This is a genomic window from Rhodococcus sp. ARC_M5 (assembly GCF_022810405.1).
GTDB classification, from domain to species: Bacteria; Actinomycetota; Actinomycetes; order Mycobacteriales; family Mycobacteriaceae; genus Rhodococcoides; species Rhodococcoides navarretei.
The window spans coordinates 97,310-120,863 of sequence record NZ_JALGQE010000011.1; the positions used below are offsets into that span (position 1 = coordinate 97,310).

Sequence of the window (23,554 nt, forward strand, 5' to 3'; positions counted from 1 at the left end):
CGAGTACAAGGAGATTCATCAACATGTCGATCTTGGACAAATTTCGCCTGGACGGTCGCGTCGTCATCGTCACCGGTGCATCCTCCGGACTGGGCGTGGCATTCGCGAAAGCGGCCGCCGAGGCGGGAGCGGACGTGGTGCTCGCCGCACGCCGAGTGGACAAGTTGGCGCAGACCGCCGAGTTGATCGACAGCGTCGGAGGTCGTTCGATCACGGTCGCCACGGACGTGGTCGACCCGGATCAGTGCACCGCAATGGTCGAGGCCGCGGTGACGGAGTTCGGAAAGGTCGACATTCTGATCAACAATGCCGGAGTCGGCACAGCCTTCCCGGCGACCCGAGAAACACCCGAACAGTTTCGCTCGGTGATCGATATCAACTTGAACGGGTCGTACTGGGCAGCGCAGGCCTGTGGGCGGGTGATGGCACCCGGCAGTTCGATCGTGAACATCTCGAGCATTCTCGGGCTGACCACCGCAGGCCTCCCGCAGGCGGCCTACAGCGCGAGCAAGGCAGCGATCATCGGCCTCACCCGCGATCTCGCACAGCAGTGGGGCGCGCGAAAAGGCATCAGGGTCAACGCTATTGCGCCAGGGTTCTTCCAGAGCGAGATGACGGACTCGTACCAGCCGGGATACCTCGACTCGATGGCTCCGCGAATGATCCTCGGACGCAAGGGCGATCCCGAAGAACTGGCCGCCACCGCGATCTGGCTCGCCTCGGACGCCGGGGGATACGTGACGGGTCAGACCATCGCGGTCGACGGCGGGATCACGATCACCTGACGGTCATCCTTCGACGGCAGGCACGGCAATTCCCTCGCGGATCAGTCTGCGCGCAACCACCACTGCGTCGTCGGTGTCGAGTCCGGGCAGCGCATCCAGGCGGCACGAAGCGCCCTTCGTCAGGGTCTCGATCGCGTCGGCGCACTGAGACGGCAGCGTGACCGTCTTGTTCCGAAGCACCATCGAGACGCCGTTCTTCGTGTGCATGATCCGCGCGAAGATGCCGGGCCGCAATCGAATCGAATCCTCACCCCGCAGCGCGCCCATCGCGGCGACGCTCGCCAGTGGGCGCACCGGTTCCGGTCGGACGAGGTCGTCGTGACGATCTGCGAGGCGTTCGGCTAGTCGACGTACCGCGTCGGGGTCTCGGTCGATCTCGTCGAGCGCGGCGCGCATGGCGTCCACGACTCGGTGTACGTGCGGAACCAGGGACTCCGGGTCGGAGTGGTCGAGGCCGGCAGGGAGGGGAGCACGCAGACTCTCGACGTCGCCGAGCGACTTCAGTACGTGGTGGGCCAGGTCGTAGTCGTTGTACGACGCGACGCCGATGGTGAGGTGCACCGTGGTGTCGCCGAGCGCTTGCGCCGAGTGGATCCACCCGCGCGGCAGGTAGAGCACATCGCCGGGCTCGAGAACGATGTCCAGTTCGGGAGTGTTCGATGCGTGGTCTTCGACGGCCGACCGCCGATCCGACCACGGTTGATTGTTGAGCGGATGCACGTGCACCGGCGAGTGAATGCTCCACCGCTTGGTCCCCGCGATCTGCACGACGAACACATCGTGCACGTCGTAGTGCGGTGAAAAGCCCTGCGACGCAGCCGGTGTGACATACGAATTCACCTGCACGGGATGGCCCAGCTCGCGAACGAGATCACCGACGAAGTGAATCAGCGGGGGCCACAGTCGATGCAGGCCCTGAAGTACCAGCGTATTTCCGGCCGCGAAGGCTGCCAGCACCGCTGCGGAGTCGACCTGGTCCGTCACCTCGGCACCGAACCCGCCGGACGACGTGAACTGCGACTTGTCCAGCAACCGACCGTCTTTGGCCATCCGCACGAACGGAGTGCGGACTCCGCGTTCGGAGATCAGCTCGTCGACCGCGTCGAGCGTCATCAGATCGTCGAACGAGTCCGAGAGATCAGCTGATCGGGTCAGCTTGGGAGCAACGCCCCAGAACCGATCTGCGAAAGTCCCGAGATCGATACCGGTGAGACGACGGAGCGCGGACCGGTTACCCGATCCGCGCTCGCCGCTCGACACAGTGCTCAAGCGGTGCCGTCCGCACCGCCGTCGTGCCCGTTGGGGTTGGAACCGCCGTCGGCCGGGCCTTCGCCTGCGCCGGCCGGGCCGTCTGCTCCGCCGTCATGTCCGTCGGGGTTCGATCCGCCGTCGGCCGGGCCTTCGCCTGCGCCGGCTGAGCCGTCTGCTCCGCCGTCGTGACCGCCGGGGTTCGATCCGCCGTCAGCGGGTCCTTCGCCTGCGGCTCCGCCCGTGGTGGTGATGTCGTCGTCGTTGATGCTCATCGAGGTCCTTCCGATTGTGGAGGTTCGTGTGTCCTTGCGGCGCGAGAACACCGGAGGTATTGACGCAAACTCAGCTTCTCAAACAGCGGTGGCGTCGTGAATCTCAGGCAGAATCGTCAGCGATCTCGGGTGCGTTCTCCCGCGTTGCCATCCCGCCACCGCCTCCACCGTCGACCGGTCCTGGGCGGCCACCCTTCGGTGTGTCCGACGCCTTCTCGGAGTCTTTCGGGTTCTCGTTCTCGGTGTTCTCGTCGCGTCCCATGGTTCGACAGTAGACCGCCGAGCAGGCCGTGGGACGATGGAACAATGGATCGATCCCCAGCGCAGCACGTGGTGCTGCTCGACGACGAAGGCCGCGCTGTCGGTTCACAGGACAAGACGACCGTGCACACGCTGAACACACCACTGCACTTGGCTTTTTCCAGCTACGTGGTCAGATCGGACGGCGCGGTACTTCTCACGCGCAGAGCGTCGAGCAAGAAGACGTGGCCAGGGGTGCTGACCAATACGTGCTGCGGGCACCCCGCCCCCGGTGAGCGGCTCGACGATGCCGTGGTGCGCAGGATCGGTGAAGAACTGGGACTGCGGGTCGATTCGGCGGAGTTGGTTCTGCCGCACTTTCGGTACCGAGCCGTCATGGACAACGGAATCGTGGAGAACGAGATCTGCCCCGTGTATCGTGTGCTGGTGGACGAGCAGGCGACACTCGACCCGGATCCACTCGAGGTGGACGAGACTCGGTGGGTGACGTGGCGTGAATTCTCCGAAGGGGTACTCGGCGGCAGTATCGACGTATCACCCTGGTGTCGAACGCAAGTGGAGCAATTGACCGCGCTTGCCGAAGAGCCACTGGCCTGGCCGGTGTCGCCGGAAAGTCTCCTTCCTCCCGCCGCCCGTCCTACCGATACCCGCTGATCTCGCCTGGCCTCTAGGGTTCGTGTTGTGAGTATCGTCGCTTTCGGTCAGCCGAACCAGGACCTTCTCGATCGGGATTCCGTCGCGCGCGAACTCGCACGCTTCTCCTCTCGCACTGTCGAATCCGCCGGACTGCGCGCCGCTGCGGTGGCCGTTGCGATCGGCGGAGCGCCAGGGGACCGGCGCATGCTCCTGACGAGGAGGCCGGACCGATTGCGAGCACATCCGGGCCAGTACGCCCTACCGGGCGGCGGTGTGGATTCCGGTGAATCCGCACTGCAGGCATGTCTGCGGGAATTGGCAGAGGAGTTGGGGATTCGCGCCGAGGAAACAGACGTGCTCGGCAGGTTGGACGACTACGTCACCAGGTCCGGGTATGTCATCACCCCGTTCGTGGTGTGGGTCGGTGATTACTCGTCCACGTTGCTGCCCAGCGAGGACGAGGTTGCCGAGGTGTTCGAGGTGACCGTCGACGAGCTCGACGTGGACGCCCAATTCGTGTCGATTCCCGAATCGACGCGGCCGGTGATTCGGTGGCCGTACCGGACCGGGGCAATTCACGCTCCGACCGGCGCGATCGTCCATCAATTTCGCGAAGTGGCACTGCACGGTCGACACACCCGAGTCGCGGACTTCGAGCAGCCCGTGTTCGCGTGGCGCTAACGTGACCGAACGACCCGAGTCCGGAGAACGGCCGACCGCGACGAGCAGGACGAGAAGAAGGTGATCGCCGATGACCGACAATCGTGAGCTCGAGGTGACGGACCGCATCGCGACCGTCCCCAATCTGCTCAGCGCCATCCGGCTACTGGGCGTTCCCCTGTTCCTGTACCTCCTGCTCGGCCCTGGAGCCGATGGATGGGCGCTGGTGATTCTGCTCGTCAGCGGTGGAACCGATTGGTTGGACGGCAAACTCGCTCGCATGCTCGGTCAGGCATCGAAACTGGGTGCCGTTCTGGATCCGCTGGTCGACCGGCTCTACGTCGTCAGCACTCTGGTGGCCTTCGTTCTTCGCGACATCATTCCGTGGTGGGTCGCCGCGATATTGATCGGACGCGATGTCGTCCTGGGATTGACGATGTTCGTCTACCGCCGCAGGTCCTTGCCACCTCCGGACGTCATCTACCTCGGTAAGGCCGCCACCTTCGTGGTGATGATCGCGCTGCCGGTGTTACTGGTGTCCGCCGGTAGCAGTGCGGTGGCCGACGCCGCAGGTCCACTCGGCTACGCATTGCTGATCTGGGGCACGGTGCTGTACACCTGGACCGGCCTGTTGTACCTCGGCAAAGCGATCGCTGTCGCCAGGGCCGTCGATCCGACCGTGGCCGGCACCTGACGGTGGAGCCTGCAGAACGACCGGAGGCCAGACCGGTACCGAAGAGAAATCCCGTTCCGTCACTGCTGACGTCCTTGCTGACCGACCATCTCGACCCGGGGTACGGCGCCGCGACCGCCGAACGAACTGCGCAGCACACCCGTAAGCCGCGGGTACCTGCGGCGGCCTGGCTGCTGACCGGTGCCGTCGTCGTGGGGGTGATCTTCGGCGTCGCGTTCTCCCAGCTGGCGTCCGGTGCGGACGTGGATCGCGCAGGTGCCGACGCCTCGGCTGCGGTCCGTGCTGCACAGAACCGCAGCGCTGAATTGGGGGCCACGCGAGAGGAACTTGCCGAGCAGGTGTCCTCGGAGCGAGACAGAGCTCTGCAGTCCGACGCCTCGGGCAGTGCCTTGTCGGACAGGCTGAGCGCCGTCGAATCCGCCGCGGGCATCGACACGGTCTCGGGCCCGGGGCTCTCGGTCGTCGTCACCGAACCGGTGGCCGACGACGACACGACGGATGGCTCGGTTCGCCGTGGTTCGGGCGCGGCCGTGCTCGATCGAGACATCGCTGCGATCGTCAACTCGTTGTGGGCGAGCGGCGCAGAGGCGGTCTCGGTGGACGGAATCAGAGTCGGACCCAACGTGACCATCAGGCAGGCAGGCGGGGCCATGCTGCTGGACAATCGCCCGATCGGCTCGCCCTACGAGATCGACGCGATCGGCCCGCCGCAGCGCATTCAGGTGCAGTTCGTCGTCAGCGATGCGTATCTGCGGATGAGCACGGTGGCGCAGTTGTACGGTGTCGGGTTCGCGGTGCGAGCGGCCGACGATCTCGAACTCGGTCCCGCGGTTGTGAGAGAGTCGTTCGAGGCAGAGGAGGCAGGCCCACGATGACGGAGCACGACCCACCGAGCGCCCCACCGGCAGAGTCCGGCGTTCCGGCATCTGCAGACGCGCCGATCACCCCTTCCCACGGCTTCTACGCCCTTGCCGCGCTCGCCGCGTTGATCGTGGGGGTCGTGATCGGCACGGTCGCGGGGCCGCAGGTTCCCGCAGTGGTCGCGCCCTACCTGCCGATCGCTGTCGTAGCGGCGATAGACGCGGTGTTCGGCGGTGTACGAGCCTTTCTCGACGGCATTTTCGACGCCAAGGTGTTCGTCGTCTCGTTCGTTTTCAACGTCCTCGTCGCAGCCTTGATCGTGTGGCTCGGCGACCAGCTCGGGGTGGGCACTCAGCTGTCCACCGCAATCGTCGTGGTACTCGGTATCCGGATATTCGGCAACGCGGCCGCAGTGCGTCGCCGACTGTTCGGTGCCTAGGCCGTGATGGCAGGCAACGGACGACACGGCTGGCGCGCTCGACGTCCCCGTGCAGACGATCGAAGGCGCGGAACGGCGTTCGGCGTTCTCGCTCTTGCGCTGCTCTGCGTCCTGGGAGTCGGCATCGCCACGCAGGTACGAGAGACGAGCACGTCGGACAATCTGGAGAATTCGCGGCCCGAGGACCTTCTTGTCGTGTTGGACACCCTGACCCGACGTGAAGCGTCGATCCGCGACGAGATCAGCACTCTGCAGGCCACTCTGGCCACTTTGCGCCAGTCCGGGTCGGGATCGGAGGCGGCCGTGGCGGAGGCGCAGGAACGATTGTCCGCGTTGTCGATTCAAGTCGGCACCGTCGCCGCCGAGGGGCCGGGCGTCGCGTTGGTGATCGAGGACCCGAACTCGGGCGTCGGATCCGAGGTGCTGCTCGACGCCATGCAGGAGTTGCGTGCAGCCGGTGCCGAAGCCCTCCAGATAGAGGGCGGCGATGCTGCCGTCCGTATCGGTGTCGATTCGTGGATCGCGGGACCTGCCGGTCGAGTGGTGGTGGACGGTCGAGAGCTACGAGCTCCGTACACCTTCACGGCCATCGGTGATCCACCGACGCTCGCGTCGGCGCTGAACATTCCCGGCGGTGTCGTCGACACGGTCACCCGCAACGGAGCGACATCGAATGTCACTCGGTCGGACCAGGTCACGGTGTCCGCCTTGCGGGATCCGCGCCCGCGTCAATACGCTCAGCCCGGTAATTGAACGCCCGATCGCCCCGGGCCACGATCGAAGGGAATGCCGCGTTGAGCGACATCGATGCACCAGCTGATCTGTACTACACGCCCGAGCACGAGTGGGTGCAGCGCACGGGGCCCGCGACGGTGCGCATCGGCATCACCGATTACGCGCAGGCTCAGTTGGGCGACGTGGTGTTCGTTCAGCTTCCCGCGGTCGGCGACACCGTCACCGCGGGCGAGTCCCTCGGCGAGGTGGAATCGACCAAGAGCGTGTCCGACGTGTTCAGCCCTCTGACTGCGAAAGTGATTGCCGTGAACCAGGATCTGGACGGCGAACCGGAGAAGGTGAACTCGGGTCCGTACACCGCGGGCTGGTTGATCGACCTCGAGGTTTCGACACCGGAGGAGTTGGACGCGGCAGTGGCACAGATGCTCGATGCCGCCGGATATGCTCTCATCACGACCGAGTGATCGGCCGGCCGTCGACACCAGCCAACCGGCCACACGGTCCCCACTGCGCAGGGTACGGTCGACACCGAGCGAATACCCTGTCGGGGCGAAGGTCCAGGATGCTGTACGACAGCTACGCAACACCGAACGCCATGCAACACCTGATGTGAAGACCATGTACTGCGTTACCCGCGGCGTTCGCTGCCCGGGTGAACGGACTGAGAAGGAGTAACGGTGAGCCAGAACGACAACGACAGCAACTACGGGGAGTCGCCGGCAGAGACCACCTCGGTCTTCCGTGCTGATTTCCTCCAGGAGCTGGACAACTCCGCGGCCGCCCAGAGCACCGAAGCTCCGGTATCGGGTGTCGAGGGATTGCCTGTCGGTGCTGCTCTGCTCGTCGTCAAGCGCGGACCCAACGCCGGATCGCGGTTCCTGCTCGATCAGCCCACCACCTCGGCCGGTCGGCACCCCGACAGCGACATCTTCCTGGACGACGTGACCGTCAGCCGTCGGCACGCCGAGTTCCGGCAGGACGAGGACGACTTCCAGGTCGTCGACGTCGGCAGCCTCAACGGCACCTACGTGAATCGGGAGCCGGTCGACTCCGCAGTTCTGGCCAACGGCGACGAGGTGCAGATCGGTAAGTTCCGGTTGGTGTTCCTGACGGGACCGCGGGGCGGCAACGGATCTCAGGTCGGCGACACGTCTGCGGGTGCAGGAAGCCAGTGACCGCCGTCGGGCAGCAGTCCAACGGGGGGATGTCGATTGGCTCCGTCCTCGATCGACTTCGGCCCGACTTTCCCGATGTCACCATTTCGAAGATCAGATTCCTCGAGGCGGAGGGCCTGATTTCTCCGGAGCGTACGCCGTCGGGCTACCGGCGGTTCTCGATCGCGGACTGTGAACGTCTGCGATTCGTGCTGACCGCCCAGCGGGATCAGTACCTTCCGCTCAAGGTGATCAAGGAGCAACTCGAAGCGATCGATCACGGGGTCGCCACGGTGGAACGGGCGGACGCTTCGGTGAAACGTCCGCGGTCGTTGACGGTGGCCGCGGGCGAAGTGTCTCCCGAGGAGTTCCTGCGGGATCGGGAGGTTCGGATCAGCAAGGCCGATCTTCTCGCTCAGGCCGGTATCGACGACGGATTCCTGACCGAGCTGTTGCGGGCCGGTCTGATCACTCCCGGACAAGCCGGTTTCTACGACGACGGTGCAGTGACGCTCGCGCGAACGGCACACGCGATGTTGCAGTTCGGTCTCGAAGTTCGCCACCTGCGCGCATTCAAACTCGCGGCGGATCGCGAAGCGGGGCTGGTGGCGCAGATTGCCGGGCCGGTCGCGAAGGGCCGAGACGCCGGTGCGCGTGATCGCGCCGAGGAAATGATTCGTGAATTGGCCGCGTTGTCGTTGACCTTGCACACCTGTCTTGTCAAAGCAGCCGTGCGCGGTGCCCTCGACCGGTGACGCGCCCTCGTGTCCTTTCGAATTCCAATAGACTCGGCTGCGACGGGCCGAGCCAGTAGTCGATGCAGCCCGGAATTTCTCGAAGTGAGAGGCAGACACGATGAGTGAGATGCGTGTGGTCGGTATCCGTGTCGAACAGCCGCAGAATCAGCCCGTGCTCTTGTTGCGCGAGGCCGACGGTGACCGGTACCTCCCGATCTGGATCGGTCAAACCGAAGCTGCCGCAATCGCTTTGGAGCAGCAGGGTGTGCAGCCCGCTCGTCCGCTCACCCATGATCTCGTCAAGAACCTGATTTCGGCTCTGGGTCATCAGCTCAAGGAAGTGCGGATCGTGGACCTTCAGGAGGGCACGTTCTACGCCGATCTCGTGTTCGACAAGGACATCAGAGTCTCGGCTCGGCCGTCGGATTCGGTCGCGATCGCACTTCGGGCCGGGGTGCCGATCTTCGCGGACGAGCCCGTGCTCGCCGAAGCCGGCTTGATCATGCCCGACGAGCGTGAAGACGAGGTCGAGAAGTTCAAGGAGTTCCTCGAATCGGTGTCACCGGACGACTTCAAAGCCACCGACGGGTAACAGAAGAGTCTCAACCTCAACTTTAGGTTCAGGTTTACGGCGCGTTGCGTTGAATCTGCCCGATCGTCCCCATAACGTTCGTGCCAGTGAAGTTCATCGCCGCTGCTGGTCGGATCCGGCGCAGTTCACGCCTCGTCGGTACCTGCCGGGGCGTACTCTGGCCTGGTACACGGTATGACTTCACGCGAGTACACCGGGACATAGTCGGTGTCTCGGACGGATCGCAGTACTGACTCGATCCGAACGCAGTGAGACATCCGAGAGGGAGCAGTCAGTGGGAGATCAGCCGCAGCAGCATCACGGCAGTCGAGAGTCCGAAGCCGCAGGCCGGACCGAGGACACGCCTGTCGGTGCCGATGCTCGGGTCGACACCCCCGACCAGCCGTCGAACGCCCGAGTCGATTCGCCCCAGGACATCCAACCCGGATTGTTCCCGGACGACTCCGTCCCCGACGAACTCGTGGGCTATCGCGTGCCGAGTGCCTGCCAGATCGCCGGCATCACCTACCGCCAACTCGATTACTGGGCCCGCACCGGGCTCGTCGTGCCGTCCATTCGCGGCGCGGCCGGGTCGGGAAGCCAGCGGCTGTATTCGTTCAAGGACATGCTGGTCCTCAAGATCGTCAAGCGGTTGCTCGATACCGGTATCTCCTTGCAGAACATTCGCGTCGCAGTCGATCACCTGCGCCAGCGCGGTGTGGGCGATCTCGCCAACATCACGCTGTTCTCCGACGGCACCACCGTCTACGAGTGCACCTCGGCAGAAGAAGTGGTCGACTTGCTTCAGGGCGGTCAAGGTGTGTTCGGCATTGCCGTGAACGGCGCAATGCGCGAGCTCACCGGCACCATCGCAGACTTTCCGGCCGAACGAGCGGACGGCGGCGAGAGTCAGCCGAGTCCCGAGGACGAGCTCGCGTCGCGCCGCAAGAATCGCGCGAGCCGCAAGACCGGCTAGACTTTCACCGTCGCGCCCACGCGGGAGAGTTCCGAGGCATCCAGTCTCGGACGCCGAAGGAGCAATACCTCCCCGTCAATCTCTCAGGCACACGGACCGTGTGGACTTCGACAACTCTGGAAAGTGGTGGGAGCACCCATCCGCCCAAGGGGAAAGGTGCCGACGAGCCGCACTGGCGCGTCGTGTCCGACCGAATCTCTCAGGCGCACGCGTCAGCGGGCACACGACAGAGGGGGAGGAGCGGCCGTCGCCCATGCCTCGGTCGTCCGACGCCTCGTCTTTCCGGCACCTGGGAGCTCAACGTGACCGATCGAACCACCTCGCCCGCATACACTTTCGTCGATCGACACATCGGTCCCGACGCAACCGAGTTGGTCCGCATCCTCGACTCCATCGGCGTCGACAGTCTCGACGAGTTGGCCCGCAAGGCAGTTCCCTCGTCGATCCTCGACACCGTGGTCGACGGCGTGCCCGACGGCTTGGCGGCGCTTCCGCCTGCCCTGAGTGAACACGAGGTGCTTGCCGCACTGGCCGACCTCGCCGGGCAGAACACCGTGGCGACGTCCATGATCGGGCTCGGCTACTACGACACCCTGACCCCGCCGGTGCTGACGCGCGGGATTCTCGAGAACCCGGCCTGGTACACCGCCTACACGCCCTATCAGCCCGAAATCAGCCAGGGTCGACTCGAAGCGTTGCTGAACTTCCAGACCATGGTCGCCGATCTCACCGGCATGGACGTGGCGAATGCGTCGATGCTCGACGAGTCGACCGCGGCGGCCGAATCCATGACCTTGATGCGCCGCGCCAACAGAGCGTCGAAGTCGCCTCGGCTACTGGTCGATTCCGACATCTTCCCGCAAACCGAGGCCGTACTGGCCACTCGCGCCGAGCCGCTGGGGATCGAACTGGTCTACGCCGATCTGACGGAGGGCCTGCCCGATGGGGAGTTCTTCGGAGTGTTGGCGCAGGTGCCGGGAGCGTCGGGGCGGCTCGTCGACCTGACCGCGACCATCGAGGCCGCGCACGAGCGCGGCGCGCTGGTCGCCGTGGGCGTGGACCTGCTCGCCGCCACCGTGGTGACTCCGCCCGGCGAGATCGGCGCGGACGTCTGCTTCGGAACCACGCAGCGATTCGGCGTCCCGATGGGATACGGCGGACCGCATGCCGGGTATCTCGCAGTGAGGTCCGGTCATTCCCGTCAGCTACCCGGCCGTCTCGTCGGAGTGTCGCTCGATGCGGACGGCCAGCGCGCCTACCGATTGGCGCTGCAGACACGCGAGCAGCACATTCGCCGCGAGAAGGCGACCTCGAACATCTGTACCGCTCAGGTTCTGCTGGCCATCGTCGCCGCGATGTACGCCAGCTACCACGGTGCAGACGGACTGCGCGCCATCGCAACTCGAGTGAACGCGCAGGCTCGGACCGTCGCGGCAGGTCTGCGGGAGGCAGGCATCGAGGTGATGCACACCGAGTTCTTCGACACCGTCCTCGCAGCGGTCCCGGGTAAGGCTCAGGCGGTTGTCGACGATGCCAAGCAGCGCGGCATCAATGTGCGACTGGTCGATGCCGGCCACGTGGCCATCGCATGCGACGAGGCTACGACGCCAGAGCACATCGTGAGCGTGCTCTCCGCATTCGGTGCAGAACTCGCGGGTATCGGGGCAGAGTCGCTGCCGGCGACCATGACCCGCACCTCGGAGTACCTCACCCACCCGGCATTCACCCGGTACCGCACCGAGACGGCCATGCTTCGTTACCTGCGTGCGCTGTCCGACAAGGACATCGCGCTCGATCGAAGCATGATTCCGTTGGGTTCGTGCACGATGAAGCTGAACGCCACCGCGGAGATGGAGTCCATCACCTGGCCGCAGTTCGCCCGTCAGCACCCCTTCGCTCCGTCCTCGGACGTGCCCGGTCTGCTGCGGGTGATCGCCGACCTGGAACGGTGGCTCGTCGACATCACCGGTTACGACGCTGTCAGCCTGCAGCCGAACGCGGGAAGCCAGGGTGAGTACGCGGGACTTCTCGCCATTCGTCGTTACCACGTCGGCAACGGCGATACCGAACGCACCGTGTGCCTGATCCCGTCGAGCGCGCACGGCACCAACGCGGCCTCGGCCGTGATGGTGGGCATGCGCGTCGTGGTCGTGGCCTGCCGCCCCAACGGTGACGTCGATGTCGACGACCTGCGCGCCAAGATCGCCGAGCACGCCGACACCCTCGCCGCGATCATGATCACCTACCCCTCCACCCACGGCGTCTACGAGCACGAGATCTCCGAGATCTGTGCAGCGGTTCACGACGCAGGTGGTCAGGTGTACGTCGACGGTGCCAACCTCAACGCTCTCGTCGGACTGGCGCGTCCGGGCCGGTTCGGTGGCGACGTCAGCCATCTCAATCTGCACAAGACGTTCTGCATCCCACACGGCGGCGGCGGACCAGGCGTGGGGCCCATCGGTGTTCGGTCGCACCTGCAGCCCTACCTGCCCGGTCACCCACTGGCCCCGCAACTTGGTTCGGGACCGACCGTGTCCGGAGCCCCGTACGGCAGCGCGTCGATCCTGACGATCACCTGGGCGTACATCGCCATGATGGGCGCGACGGGACTCCGGCAGGCGACGCTGACGGCGATCGCGTCGGCCAACTACATCGCCCGCCGCCTCGACGAGTACTTCCCGGTGCTGTACACCGGCGACAACGGCATGGTTGCCCACGAGTGCATTCTCGATCTGCGAGGTTTGACCAAGGACACCGGAGTCACCGTCGACGACGTTGCGAAACGGTTGGCGGACTACGGCTTCCACGCGCCGACGATGAGCTTTCCGGTGCCGGGAACTCTGATGGTCGAGCCGACCGAGAGCGAGAACCTCGAGGAGATCGACGCGTTCTGCGATGCGATGATCGCCATCAGGCGAGAGATCGATCGCGTCGGATCGGGCGAATGGACGGCCGAAGACAATCCACTGCGCGGGGCGCCCCACACGGCGCGATGCCTGGTTGCCGAGTGGGATCACCCGTATTCACGGGAACTCGCTGCCTACCCGGCGGGCTACGATCGTCCGAAGGTATGGCCCGCGGTGCGACGCATCGACGGTGCGCACGGTGATCGCAATCTGGTGTGCTCGTGCCCGCCGATCGAGGCGTTCGCCTGAGCCGAGAACAGAGCCCGCCACGTCGACGTGGCGGGCTCTGTCGGACTCGCGTCGGAGGCTTCTAGCCCCGGGTGAGTTCGAGCATCGCGATCTCGGGCGGAGCAGCGACGCGGACCGGTGGACCCCACGCGCCCGCACCCCTGGTGGTGTACAGAGTGGTGTTGCCGATCGTGTCCAGCCCTTCGACACTGGGCTGTTGTAGCGGCACCAGATAACGGATCGGCCAGATCTGACCCCCATGCGTGTGCCCGGACACCTGCATGTCGACTCCGAGGTCCGATGCCTCCACCGCCTGCAACGGCTGATGTGCCATCAACAGCACGAATCGATCGGGGTCGATCCCGTCCAATGCCGCGGCGAGATCGGGTTCGTACGGTGCCGGTGCCGTGGCGTCGTTGATGCCGGCGATATCGATGGCAGCGTCGCCACGAGTGATCGTCGTGCGTTCGTCGCGCAGCACATCGATGCCGAGCGTCGACCAGAAGTCGAGCCATTCGCCGCCGTCGCCCGCATAGAACTCGTGGTTGCCGCTGACGGCGAACACACCGAGCGGGGCGTCGAGGTCGCGGAGCGGCTCGAGGTCTTCGCCCACCAGAGCAACCGTGCCGTCGATGAGATCGCCGTCGAGCAGCACGACATCCGGATTCTGGGCGTTGATCGAATCGACGACCTTCCGCACGAACCCCGCACCGCGGGAAGGGCCGGCGTGAAGGTCGGACACCAATGCCACTCGGACGCCGTCGAATTCGGTCGGTAACCGGTCGAGTGCGACGTCGGTGTTCGTCGCACGCGGAGTTGCCGCCTCGACGAGTCCGTACCCCACTGCGATCACGCTGACCAGTGCCACCACAGCGGAGCCGATCCTCGACACACGCAGACGGACCGCAGACGAATCGCGGTGCCTCGCAGCGAAGACCACTCTCACGACGGTGCAGATCACGGCCACCAGCAGAGTTCCCAGGAACAGGTAGAGCACTACGGCGAGCCAACTGAGTCCGACGAACGCCGGACCTCGTGCCCAGGACGGATCGAACTCCGAGCCGCTGCCGAAGCCGATCACCGCGCCCAGCCAGAGGAGCACCAGCACGGCATCGACAGCCAGTTTGGGACGTGTCGGCATCCTGGTGACGGACAGAAATCGCCAGTGGAGAAACAGAGTGACGAGGAGTAAGAAGACGCCGACAAAAAGTACACGAGACATGTTCTAGTACAGCAACTTTCCGAGTCGATCGATGAGGTCTGGCGAATCCGATGTCGATACTGCTTCCACAGTGCCGCCGGTTCGGGCGGCGATGTCGTCGAACGCGGAGGCATCGGAGTTGTCCCCGATCCGCACGATGTTCACCGCGACCGGACGCGCCGGATCGGCCGCGGCGGTCAGGTCGGTGAGCAGATCCTGCGTGGACAGGGGCGAGTCGTCCGGGCCGTCGGTTATCAGCACGACGGAATTGACGCGGCCGGGAACGTATCCGGCCACGGCGTCGAGATACGCGACCAGTACGGACGCGTAGGTGAACGACCCGGTTGCCGGCGTCAACGTCGCCGCGGTGGTGGAGAGTGCAGCGCGTCTGGGAGTAGTTCCTACCGGAACCGTCATCGGACCGGTCGAGACATCCACTCGGAAAGGCAGCGAGTTGCCCAGGTCCTCGCTGAAGCTCCACAGACCCAGCTCGGTGGCGTCGGGCACTCGCTGGAACTGCTCGTCGAGGGCGCGAACGGTGTTCTGCAGCCGAGTCGCACTACCTTCGGTCGTGCCCATCGACTCGGATACGTCGAGCAGTACCGTGGCGCGGCGCGGCAGGACCGGATTTCGCAGCACGGCCAGCAGTGCGTCGGCAACCGGTCCGGAAGGGGCAGCGACGACGTCCGGGTTCACCGTCTCGCCGACGCCGAAGCCCGTATCCGTGAGCAATTGCGCGCCGTCCGGCTGCCGGACGAAATCGACGAACGCGGCGGCAGCCCGGGTCGATGTCTCGTCACCGGAGAGGACAGCCGCGGGATGATCGGCAACGGGGGTGGGACCCTGAGGCTCGACGGCGGTCAACGTCGACGAATCGGTCGATGCCAGCTGCTGCTGGGTGACCGGAACCGCGTGGATGGGGGCGTCGGGGCCGGACGCGTTCTCCAGGGCCGCGAGTGCGTCGTAGGTGGTGGCCGCAGAGGTTGCCGATGCCCCGGTATCGGTGAGAGCCAGCTCCGATACCGCCGAGATCAGTTCTCTCGACGAGACCTGATCGACGGTCAGAGCGGTGGCCGGATCACCGCGTACCCCGGCAGCGATCGCTGCTACCGCGAGTGTGGTTGCGCCGGTATCGGATCCGGTCGGCAGCGCGAGGCGGAGTGCGCCCCATTCTCCGAGTCCGAGGGCCTGCGGGTCACGTTGCAGTCGGACCAGATCCGCCCAGCTCGCTCCGGCAGCGGTCAGAGCGTCGGCCACGGCGGGCGGTGTCGCGAGTACGACCGGACTCGACGCGAGTGGCCGCGGGGTGCCGTCGATGGTTCCGCGGTCTGTCACGGCTTCGACGTCGCCCGACGACTGAGGTATCCAGAGTCCTGGCCGAGCACCGAGTGCTCCGACGTCCCAGTTGTCGATACCGGCATTCAAGGCCGTCCGCACGGCATCGGAGGCGGTGGCTCGAACCTGCACTGTCACACAGTGATCCCGCACGACCGGTGCGGTGTCGTTGAACCGAGCAGCCAGCTGTTCGACAGGTCCGGAGATGTCGGGATCGGCGGCGACAGTGAGCACCGCCGATCCCTCCACACATGTGTCGGCAGCTTCGATCCCCTGATCGGAAATGCGATCACGCAGTTGGAACCACCCGAACACGGCCGCAACGACGACCGCGATCGCGATAACGACGATCACGGGTCCGGCGGCTATCGAACGCCCGCGCCCTGTGTTCCGATGTTCACCCACGTGATCGCAAGACCGTCAGGCGTTGACGGACTTGTACTCCCGTCGGCGACGATGCAGGATCGGCTCGGTGTAGCCGTTGGGCTGGCTGGTGCCCTGGAAGATCAGGTCGCTTGCAGCCTGGAAGGCGATGTTGGTGTCGAAGTCGGGAGCCAACGGCTTGTACGTCGGGTCGGATTCGTTCTGTCGGTCCACCACCGGGGCCATCCGCTTCAGCGACTCGCGCACCTGGTCTTCGGTGACGATGCCGTGGCGCAGCCAGTTCGCGATGAACTGACTCGAAATGCGTAGCGTCGCACGGTCTTCCATCAATGCGATGTCGTTGATGTCGGGAACCTTCGAGCACCCGACGCCGTGGTCGATCCAGCGCACCACGTAGCCCAGAATCGATTGCGAGTTGTTGTCGAGCTCGTTCTGCTTCTCCTCGTCGGTCCAGTCCGTGGACGGCGCGAGAGGGATTTCGAGGATGTCGTCGACGGTGGCGCGCTTGGCCTGTGCGATCTCGTGCTGACGGGCGAACACATCGACCTTGTGATAGTGCAAGGCGTGCAAGGTCGCTGCGGTGGGCGAGGGAACCCATGCGGTGTTGGCACCGGCCTTGGGGTGGCCGATCTTCTGCTCGAGCATGTCGTGCATCAGGTCCGGCATGGCCCACATGCCCTTACCGATCTGCGCCTTGCCCTCGAGGCCTGCGGCGAGGCCGGTGTCGACGTTGAAGTCCTCGTAGGCAGCGATCCACTTCTCGCCCTTCATCGCTCCCTTACGGACGACGGGACCAGCCTCCATCGAGGTGTGGATCTCGTCGCCGGTGCGGTCGAGGAAGCCGGTGTTGATGAACACGACCCGCTCCGAGGCGGCCTGGATGCACGCCTTGAGGTTGACCGTCGTGCGGCGTTCCTCGTCCATGATGCCGACCTTGAGCGTGTTGGCCGGCAGTGAGAGAACCTGTTCGACTCGGCCGAACAGCTCTGCGGTGAAGGCGACCTCGTCCGGTCCGTGCATCTTGGGCTTGACGATGTACAGCGAACCGGTGCGCGAGTTGGACAGCACGTTGTCGGAGGTCAGCGAGTGCATGCCGGCCAACGAGGTGAACAGAGCGTCGAGAATCCCCTCCGGCACCTCGTTTCCGTCGGCGTCGAGAATCGCGTCGGACGTCATCAGATGGCCGACGTTGCGGACGAACAGCAGCGAGCGTCCGTGCAGCGTCAGTTCCGAACCGTCGACCGAGGTGTAGGTGCGGTCCTTGTTCATCGCGCGAGTGAAGGTCTTGCCGCCCTTGGCGACTTCCTCGGTGAGATCGCCCTTCATCAGACCGAGCCAGTTGCGGTAACCCAGCACTTTGTCGTCCGCATCGACTGCGGCGACGGAGTCCTCGAAGTCCATGATGGTGGTGACAGCCGACTCGAGCAGGACGTCCTTGACACCTGCGCCGTCGGTCTTGCCGATCGGGCTCTCGGGATCGATCTGGATCTCGAAGTGCAAGCCGTTGTGCACGAACAGGATCGCCGACGGCGCGTCCGGGGTGCCCTGGTAACCGAGCAGTTGCGACGGTTCCTTCAGGCCGACCGTGTTCCCGTCGGCCAAGGTCACCGTCAACGACGCCGCGTCGACGACATATCCGGTGGTACCGACGTGTGAGCCGGAACTCAGGGGCAGCGCCTCGTCCAGGAAGTCACGTGCGAAGGCGATGACCTTGTCGCCGCGGACCCTGTTGTAACTCGAGCCTTTCTCGGCTCCGTCGGTCTCGGGAATGGCGTCGGTTCCGTAGAGCGCGTCGTACAGCGAGCCCCACCGGGCGTTGGAGGCGTTGATGGCGAACCGAGCGTTGAGCACCGGCACCACGAGCTGCGGGCCGGCCGTCGTGGTGATCTCGGTGTCGACACCGGAGGTGCTGATCTGGAAGTCGGCCGGCTCGTCGAGCAGGTAGCCGATCTCCTTCAGGAATGCTTTGTAGGCGGCGCGGTCGTAGTTCGGGCCCGCATGCTCACCGTGCCAGGCATCCACCTTGCCCTGGATCTCGTCGCGGACAGCCAACAGTGATTTGTTCTTGGGAGCGAGATCGGCGATCACCGACGCGGCACCGGTCCAGAAGGCATCCGAATCTACGTCGGTACCCGGCAGCGCCTCCTTCTCGACGAAATCGAATAGGACCTTGGCGACCTGAAGTCCACCAGCCTGCACACGATCGGTCATGAATTCCTCACTCTTTCCGGTCACGGACACCGGTCACCGGTGTCCCCACGACAACGCTGTCGATGTTACTCGGCGGTAGGTCCGACGCCGAACTCGCCGCCGATCAGTAAATTCTGGCATCGAGCGATCAACGCCGAGCGTAGAGGTGCCGCTTCGCTGGACAATTCCCCCTGCGCGCGCACGTATTCTGCTCGACCGGCCGCGGTCTCGATCCGAATGGGTTCGAGGTCGTAGTCGCTCAAGTCGTACGGACTCGCCCGCATGTCGATCGTTCGGGCATGCAGAGCGAGCTCGAAGCAGTCGGTGAGGAACTCGGAATCGATCAGCGGCCCCAACTTGTAGCACCACTTGTACAAATCCATCGAGGCATGAATGCAGCCGGGTTGTTCGGATGTCAGACGCGACTCCGAGGACAGCGCGAGAGCATTGCGCGGCGCGGCATCGGGGGTGAAGAACCGAAAGGCGTCGTAGTGGGTGCACCGCAACGTCATCGAATCGACCACGGCATCGGTCCCGTCATGTCCGAGCCGCAGCGGCACCTGCTCGTGCCGTTGCGCCGAGGTGCCCCCGCGGTAGACCATCGCCCACTCGTGCAGTCCGAAACAGCCGAGAACGGGTGGTCGCTCTCGGGTGGCAGCGAGCAGTCCGAGGGTGAATTCGATGCTCGATCGGCGTCGCTCCACCAGGTCCGATCGCACTCGGTAGCCCGGTCCGTCGTCGGTGTCCACGTGTTCGTAGGACGCGAACTCCGCGAAATCTCGCGCACGTTCACCGGTGAGGACGATGCCGTGACCGGGATTCCACCGGCGCAGCTGGCCCGGGCGGTGACTGTAGTAAGTGAACAGGAAATCGAGCACAGGATGAACGCCGCCGTGGCCCCGATCGGTGAGATAGTCGCCGACGAGGTTCTCCACCCGTGCCGCGTGCGCGGCGCGCCGAGTGGTCCACTCCGCCTCGGTCAGCAACGTCGAGCCGTGCATTCACGCGTTCCGTGGGGGAGCGGTCACGGACTCGACGCTCGGCGAGGATTGACCCGGGCGAGGACCGGCCACCCGGTGCGTACCGTCGCGAACCGTGCCGACGAATTCCTCGACCAGGTCCTCGAGCGCGACGATGCCGACCGTGGCACCCGTCGCGTCGTGTACGGCACCCAGATGGCTGCTGGCACGACGCAGCTTGGTGAGGGCGTCGTCGAGCACCGTGTCGATGGAGACCATTGGCAGGGCCCGCACATCGCTGCGGGGAATGACCGTGTCCGGTCCCGCCGCTTCGTCGGCCATGTCGTCGAGTACGTCCTTGAGATGCAGGTAGCCGACGAGCGCGCCCGAGGCGTCGCGCACTGGATAACGGGAGAATCCGGTTTCGATGACAGCGCGTTCGACGGAGCCGAGAGTGGGTCCGAGGGTGTGATCGGGCCCGGACAGCTCGATGCTGCGAACCTGCTGGGAAGGAATCAGAACCTCACCCACCGTTCGCCCGGACGTCTCGAGCGCCTGCCGCAGCCTGCGATGTTCCTCGGCATCGATCAATCCCTCGGATCGCGATTCGCCGATCATCTGCGACAACTCGACCGCCGAGACCGAAGAACTCAGCTCGTCCTTCGGCTCGATACGCAGCAGCCGAAGGGTCAGGTTGGCGCACAGGTTGTAGAACGAGATCAGCGGCCGCGCCACCTTGATGAACAGGAGATGGATCGGCACCAGAATCATGGCGGTGCTCTCCGGACCCGCGATCGCGATGTTCTTGGGCACCATCTCGCCGACCAGAATGTGCAGAACGACCACGAGGGTCAACGCGATGGCGAAGGCGATCGGGTGCAGGAACGACTCGGGAATGCCGACCGCTTCGAGCGGAACCTCGATCAAGTGTGCCACCGCAGGCTCGGCCACACGACCGAGAAGAATCGAGCAGATCGTGATGCCGAGCTGGGCGGCGGCAAGCATCTGCGAGAGGTTCTGACCGGCCTCGATGACGCTCTGGGCACGCTTCTTGCCCTGTGCAAGTAGCGCCTCCAGGCGATCGCGGCGGGCCGAGATCAGGGCGAACTCGGCACCGACGAAGAACGCGTTACCGGCGAGCAGCAGAACGGCGAGAGCGACTCCGAAGACATCACCCATCGATCTCACCTTCCGATCTCATCCGAGCCACAGCCGCCGCGTCGACGGGCAGGAGCACCACCCGGTCGATGCGACGACCGTCCATCCGAATCACTCGTGCCACCCATCCGCCGTCCCGTTCCAGCGGATCCTCGTTCGCCGGGGGAGGCAGCAGAACTGCGTCCCCCTCGCTCGGGATCCGACCCAACTCCGTCAGGACCAATCCACCGATGGTTTCGTACTCGCCCTCGGGCGCGGAATATCCGGTGGCCGACGCGACCTCGTCGATGCGCAGCAGTCCGGCGCAGTCCCAGCCGTCTCCCGAGCGGGCGACATCGAGCTCCGGCTCGTCGTGTTCGTCGCGCACATCACCGACGATCTCCTCGATCAGATCCTCCATCGTGACCATGCCCGCTGTGCCGCCGTACTCGTCGACGACGAGCGCGACCTGCATACCGTCGGCGCGTACCCGTTCCATCACCGCGTCACCGTCGAGGCTGGACGGTACGACGGGAACGTCGCGCGCAAGGGACTCGACCGTCGTCGTGCGACGGTTCGCTCCCGCAACGGTGAACGCATGCTTGATGTGGACGACGCCGACGGTGTCGTCCAGGTCGCCGTCGACCACCGGAAAACGCGAGAATCCGGTGCGTGCAGCCGTTTCGATCAGATCGGCCACGGTTGCGTCCGTGGCGAGCGTTTCGATCTTGACTCGCGGCGTCATCAGCTCCTCCGCCGTGCGGTCGCCGAACTGCAACGAGCGATCCACCAGTCGGGCGGTGTTCTCGTCGATCGATCCCTGCCTCGCCGACGTGCGAACCAACGAACCCAGTTCCTGCGGAGAACGCGCGGATCTCAGCTCCTCGGCCGGCTCGATGCCGAGTCGGCGTACCAGCCAGTTGGCCGAGCCGTTGAGACCGTTGATGGCCCACTTGAAGATCAGCGAGAACCCGGCCATCGCACCGGCGGTGACACGAGCGGTCGACATCGGTTTCGCGATGGCGATGTTCTTCGGGACCAGCTCACCGAAAATCATCGAGAACGACGTGGCCAGGATCAGCGCCACCGCCAGAGAGATGCCGGCCGACAGGGTTTCGGAGGCACCGAACGCGTCGGCCACCGGCCGAATGAAGCCCGCCAGTACCGGTTCGGCCAGATATCCGGTGATCAGTGTCGTGATGGTGATGCCGAGCTGCGCGCCGGACAGCTGAAAGGACAGCGTCTTGTGGGCGTGCAGAACCTGGCGCGAGCGCAGGTCTCCGTTCTCGGCCTGTGACTCGACCGCGCTGCGTTCGAGAGCAGTGAGGGAGAACTCGGCAGCGACGAACAGCGCGGTGCCTGCAGTCAGGGCGACGAAACCCAGCAGGCTGACGATGGTGATGATGGTTGCCACGGCTCAGCGCCGCCGAAGTTGAGACAGGAGTACGGCACCGCCGGAATGCACGTGGCTGTCGAATCTGGTGTCGCCGGGTTTCTCTCCCGGCTCGATAGAGGATCCCTCCGAAGTGGAACCGTCGTCGTGCTGCTCTGCAGTTGCCGAAACGGCAACCGAAATAGTGGGTGCCTCGGGCACCTGATTCCCTTCTGTCGGTTCGCGTTGCGGTCCCACTCGCCGTGGATCCGACCGCTCGGCCGGCCATGGAGAATCGAATGCTCGATTTTTGATGGCCGGCCCGCGCGAACTGCTGTGTCTGCTGTAGGAGAGTCTAACCGTGCGTGCCCGTCACCACCCGGAGGGCAGGGGCCGTCCCTCGGCGAATCCGGCCGCGGACTGAACTCCCAGAACTGCTCGTTCGGCCAACTCCGGGAGGGAACGGGCTCCGGCATACGTGCAGGTGCTGCGAACTCCGGCGCAGATGTGGTCGATCAGATCCTCGACACCGGGCCGATCGGGATCGAGGCGCATCCGAGAACTGGAGATTCCTTCCTCGAACAAGGCCTTGCGAGCCCGGTCGAACGCTCCGTCGGTGGCGGTACGGGCGGCAACGGCTCGCTTGGACGCCATGCCGAAGCTCTCTTTGTACCGATTGCCGGACGCGTCGACACGCAGGTCGCCGGGGGACTCGTAGGTGCCGGCGAACCACGACCCGATCATGACGTTCGCAGCACCGGCAGCCAGTGCCAACGCAACGTCACGCGGGTGGCGCACACCGCCGTCGGCCCACACCGAAGCACCGAGTTCGGCTGCAGCAGCGGAACAATCGGCGACAGCCGAGAACTGCGGGCGCCCGACGCCGGTCATCATTCGTGTCGTGCACATCGCTCCTGGACCGACGCCGACCTTGACGATGTCCGCGCCCGCCTGCACCAGATCGCGCGTGCCCTGGGCAGACACCACGTTGCCGGCCGCCAGGGGAACGCCGAGATCGAGTGAGCGCACAGCAGCGAGGGCTTCGAGCATCTTCTCCTGATGCCCGTGAGCGGTGTCCATCACGAGCACGTCGGCACCGGCCTCGACCAGCGCAGTCGCCTTCTCCGCCACGTTGCCGTTGATGCCGACGGCCGCCGCGATTCTCAGCCGCCCCGACGCATCGACTGCAGGTGCGTAGATACCGGTCCGAACCGCGCCGGTCCTGGTAACGACACCCGCCAGCGTGCCGTCGTCCTCGACGACGACGGCGAGGTGTGCATGTGCTGCCTCGATCTGCTCGAACACTTCCTTGGGGGACGCATGGCGGGGGACGCGGACGAAGTCGGTAGACGCCACGGAACTGAGCCGGGCGAATCGGTCGACGTCGGTGCAGGCGCTCTCGGTGACGACTCCGATGGGCTTGCCGTGTTCGACGATGACGACCGATCCGTGTGCGCGCTTGTGCACCAGCGCCAATGCGTCGGACACGGACGCATTGGGGCCGAGGACGACAGGTGTGTCCGCGATCAGGTCACGACTCTTGACGAATGCGACGGTCTCGGCGACGGCCTCGGTGGGGAGGTCCTGCGGGATCACGGCGATCGCTCCGCGGCGTGCGACGGTCTCGGCCATCCGCCGGCCGGACACAGCGGTCATGTTGGACACCACGATCGGGATCGTCGTTCCCGAGCCGTCGACCGTACCGAGGTCGACATCGAACCGCGACGTGACGTCGGTTCGGCTGGGGACGAGGAAGACATCGTCGTAGGTGAGGTCGTAGGGCGGATGATGACCATCGAGGAACTGCACG

23 protein-coding genes and 1 riboswitch are annotated in these 23,554 nt (G+C 65.2%); of the genes, 13 read left to right on the plus strand and 10 right to left on the minus strand.

Going from position 1 to position 23,554, the window contains the following annotated elements; genetic code table 11:
* Positions 1 to 23 precede the first annotated feature (23 nt).
* Positions 24 to 785 carry an SDR family NAD(P)-dependent oxidoreductase gene (locus MTX34_RS17625; RefSeq protein ID WP_243596153.1) on the plus strand — a complete coding sequence of 254 codons (762 nt, stop codon included), beginning with the start codon at positions 24 to 26 and terminating at the stop codon, positions 783 to 785.
* A gap of 3 nt (positions 786 to 788) precedes the next feature.
* Here MTX34_RS17625 and MTX34_RS17630 read toward each other — a convergent pair whose 3' ends face one another.
* The 3 genes from MTX34_RS17630 to MTX34_RS17640 form a co-directional block, all read right to left on the minus strand.
* Positions 789 to 2,045, minus strand: coding sequence for a JmjC domain-containing protein (locus tag MTX34_RS17630; RefSeq protein WP_243596212.1), 1,257 nt, complete (start codon positions 2,043 to 2,045; stop codon positions 789 to 791).
* 5 nt (positions 2,046 to 2,050) lie between these two features.
* On the minus strand, positions 2,051 to 2,308 hold the full coding sequence (locus tag MTX34_RS17635) for a BatC protein (protein ID WP_243596154.1): 258 nt from the start codon (positions 2,306 to 2,308) through the stop codon (positions 2,051 to 2,053).
* Positions 2,309 to 2,411: 103 nt separating this feature from the next.
* Positions 2,412 to 2,570 carry a hypothetical protein gene (locus tag MTX34_RS17640; RefSeq protein ID WP_243596155.1) on the minus strand — a complete coding sequence of 53 codons (159 nt, stop codon included), beginning with the start codon at positions 2,568 to 2,570 and terminating at the stop codon, positions 2,412 to 2,414.
* Between the two features lie 44 nt (positions 2,571 to 2,614).
* Between MTX34_RS17640 and idi the strand changes: the two genes are divergently transcribed.
* The 12 genes from idi (at position 2,615) to gcvP (ending at position 13,187) form a co-directional block, all read left to right on the plus strand.
* Positions 2,615 to 3,223 carry an isopentenyl-diphosphate Delta-isomerase gene (gene idi, locus MTX34_RS17645; protein ID WP_243596156.1) on the plus strand — a complete coding sequence of 203 codons (609 nt, stop codon included), beginning with the start codon at positions 2,615 to 2,617 and terminating at the stop codon, positions 3,221 to 3,223.
* Between the two features lie 33 nt (positions 3,224 to 3,256).
* Entirely contained in the window at positions 3,257 to 3,886 is a 630-nt protein-coding gene (locus MTX34_RS17650) for a CoA pyrophosphatase (RefSeq protein WP_374230322.1), read from the plus strand.
* Positions 3,887 to 3,956: 70 nt separating this feature from the next.
* Complete coding sequence (locus MTX34_RS17655) at positions 3,957 to 4,559, plus strand: CDP-alcohol phosphatidyltransferase family protein (protein WP_243596158.1); 603 nt, start codon at positions 3,957 to 3,959, stop codon at positions 4,557 to 4,559.
* A gap of 2 nt (positions 4,560 to 4,561) precedes the next feature.
* Complete coding sequence (locus MTX34_RS17660) at positions 4,562 to 5,434, plus strand: DUF881 domain-containing protein (RefSeq protein ID WP_243596159.1); 873 nt, start codon at positions 4,562 to 4,564, stop codon at positions 5,432 to 5,434.
* Entirely contained in the window at positions 5,431 to 5,859 is a 429-nt protein-coding gene (locus MTX34_RS17665) for a small basic family protein (protein WP_243596160.1), read from the plus strand. The genes MTX34_RS17660 and MTX34_RS17665 overlap by 4 nt, the downstream gene beginning before the upstream one ends.
* A gap of 6 nt (positions 5,860 to 5,865) precedes the next feature.
* Positions 5,866 to 6,612, plus strand: coding sequence for a DUF881 domain-containing protein (locus MTX34_RS17670; RefSeq protein WP_243596161.1), 747 nt, complete (start codon positions 5,866 to 5,868; stop codon positions 6,610 to 6,612).
* A gap of 41 nt (positions 6,613 to 6,653) precedes the next feature.
* Positions 6,654 to 7,058 carry a glycine cleavage system protein GcvH gene (gene gcvH / locus MTX34_RS17675; protein ID WP_243596162.1) on the plus strand — a complete coding sequence of 135 codons (405 nt, stop codon included), beginning with the start codon at positions 6,654 to 6,656 and terminating at the stop codon, positions 7,056 to 7,058.
* Positions 7,059 to 7,271: 213 nt separating this feature from the next.
* Positions 7,272 to 7,769, plus strand: a complete 498-nt coding sequence (locus tag MTX34_RS17680; protein WP_057479400.1) for an FHA domain-containing protein — start codon at positions 7,272 to 7,274, stop codon at positions 7,767 to 7,769.
* Positions 7,766 to 8,503, plus strand: a complete 738-nt coding sequence (locus MTX34_RS17685; RefSeq protein WP_243610250.1) for a MerR family transcriptional regulator — start codon at positions 7,766 to 7,768, stop codon at positions 8,501 to 8,503. Before MTX34_RS17680 ends, MTX34_RS17685 begins: the two co-directional genes overlap by 4 nt.
* A 100-nt stretch (positions 8,504 to 8,603) precedes the next feature.
* Positions 8,604 to 9,077 carry a bifunctional nuclease family protein gene (locus MTX34_RS17690; RefSeq protein ID WP_243596164.1) on the plus strand — a complete coding sequence of 158 codons (474 nt, stop codon included), beginning with the start codon at positions 8,604 to 8,606 and terminating at the stop codon, positions 9,075 to 9,077.
* Between the two features lie 415 nt (positions 9,078 to 9,492).
* Positions 9,493 to 10,032, plus strand: coding sequence for a MerR family transcriptional regulator (locus tag MTX34_RS17695; RefSeq protein WP_157226114.1), 540 nt, complete (start codon positions 9,493 to 9,495; stop codon positions 10,030 to 10,032).
* Between the two features lie 11 nt (positions 10,033 to 10,043).
* A riboswitch (glycine riboswitch) is annotated at positions 10,044 to 10,141 on the plus strand.
* Positions 10,142 to 10,334: 193 nt separating this feature from the next.
* Positions 10,335 to 13,187, plus strand: a complete 2,853-nt coding sequence (gene gcvP / locus MTX34_RS17700) for an aminomethyl-transferring glycine dehydrogenase (RefSeq protein ID WP_243596165.1) — start codon at positions 10,335 to 10,337, stop codon at positions 13,185 to 13,187.
* 61 nt (positions 13,188 to 13,248) lie between these two features.
* Here gcvP and MTX34_RS17705 read toward each other — a convergent pair whose 3' ends face one another.
* From MTX34_RS17705 to MTX34_RS17735, 7 genes are all read right to left on the minus strand, one after another.
* Positions 13,249 to 14,388: a metallophosphoesterase gene (locus MTX34_RS17705; RefSeq protein ID WP_243596166.1), complete on the minus strand. Its 1,140-nt coding sequence runs from the start codon at positions 14,386 to 14,388 to the stop codon at positions 13,249 to 13,251.
* A gap of 3 nt (positions 14,389 to 14,391) precedes the next feature.
* A complete protein-coding gene (locus MTX34_RS17710) occupies positions 14,392 to 16,056 on the minus strand; it encodes a substrate-binding and VWA domain-containing protein (RefSeq protein ID WP_243596167.1) in 1,665 nt (554 codons plus the stop codon).
* Between the two features lie 66 nt (positions 16,057 to 16,122).
* Entirely contained in the window at positions 16,123 to 18,297 is a 2,175-nt protein-coding gene (locus MTX34_RS17715; protein WP_243596168.1) for a malate synthase G, read from the minus strand.
* Between the two features lie 65 nt (positions 18,298 to 18,362).
* The gene (locus MTX34_RS17720) at positions 18,363 to 19,277 is read right to left on the minus strand and encodes a 3-methyladenine DNA glycosylase (RefSeq protein ID WP_243596169.1); all 915 of its coding nucleotides are present in this window, start codon (positions 19,275 to 19,277) and stop codon (positions 18,363 to 18,365) included.
* Positions 19,278 to 20,414: a hemolysin family protein gene (locus tag MTX34_RS17725; protein WP_243596170.1), complete on the minus strand. Its 1,137-nt coding sequence runs from the start codon at positions 20,412 to 20,414 to the stop codon at positions 19,278 to 19,280.
* On the minus strand, positions 20,407 to 21,786 hold the full coding sequence (locus MTX34_RS17730) for a hemolysin family protein (protein WP_243610251.1): 1,380 nt from the start codon (positions 21,784 to 21,786) through the stop codon (positions 20,407 to 20,409). Before MTX34_RS17730 ends, MTX34_RS17725 begins: the two co-directional genes overlap by 8 nt.
* 330 nt (positions 21,787 to 22,116) lie before the next feature.
* Positions 22,117 to 23,553: a GuaB1 family IMP dehydrogenase-related protein gene (locus tag MTX34_RS17735; protein ID WP_243596172.1), complete on the minus strand. Its 1,437-nt coding sequence runs from the start codon at positions 23,551 to 23,553 to the stop codon at positions 22,117 to 22,119.
* Position 23,554 lies beyond the last annotated feature (1 nt).

Excerpts from the sequence above, each read along its gene's own strand:
- MTX34_RS17625 (WP_243596153.1), top strand. The coding sequence starts at position 24 with ATGTCGATCTTGGACAAATTTCGCCTGGACGGTCGCGTCGTCATCGTC.
- MTX34_RS17635 (WP_243596154.1), bottom strand. The coding sequence starts at position 2,308 with ATGAGCATCAACGACGACGACATCACCACCACGGGCGGAGCCGCAGGC.
- MTX34_RS17640 (WP_243596155.1), bottom strand. The coding sequence starts at position 2,570 with ATGGGACGCGACGAGAACACCGAGAACGAGAACCCGAAAGACTCCGAG.
- idi (WP_243596156.1), top strand. The coding sequence starts at position 2,615 with ATGGATCGATCCCCAGCGCAGCACGTGGTGCTGCTCGACGACGAAGGC.
- MTX34_RS17655 (WP_243596158.1), top strand. The coding sequence starts at position 3,957 with ATGACCGACAATCGTGAGCTCGAGGTGACGGACCGCATCGCGACCGTC.
- MTX34_RS17665 (WP_243596160.1), top strand. The coding sequence starts at position 5,431 with ATGACGGAGCACGACCCACCGAGCGCCCCACCGGCAGAGTCCGGCGTT.
- MTX34_RS17670 (WP_243596161.1), top strand. The coding sequence starts at position 5,866 with ATGGCAGGCAACGGACGACACGGCTGGCGCGCTCGACGTCCCCGTGCA.
- MTX34_RS17690 (WP_243596164.1), top strand. The coding sequence starts at position 8,604 with ATGAGTGAGATGCGTGTGGTCGGTATCCGTGTCGAACAGCCGCAGAAT.
- MTX34_RS17705 (WP_243596166.1), bottom strand. The coding sequence starts at position 14,388 with ATGTCTCGTGTACTTTTTGTCGGCGTCTTCTTACTCCTCGTCACTCTG.
- MTX34_RS17715 (WP_243596168.1), bottom strand. The coding sequence starts at position 18,297 with ATGACCGATCGTGTGCAGGCTGGTGGACTTCAGGTCGCCAAGGTCCTA.
- MTX34_RS17720 (WP_243596169.1), bottom strand. The coding sequence starts at position 19,277 with ATGCACGGCTCGACGTTGCTGACCGAGGCGGAGTGGACCACTCGGCGC.
- MTX34_RS17725 (WP_243596170.1), bottom strand. The coding sequence starts at position 20,414 with ATGGGTGATGTCTTCGGAGTCGCTCTCGCCGTTCTGCTGCTCGCCGGT.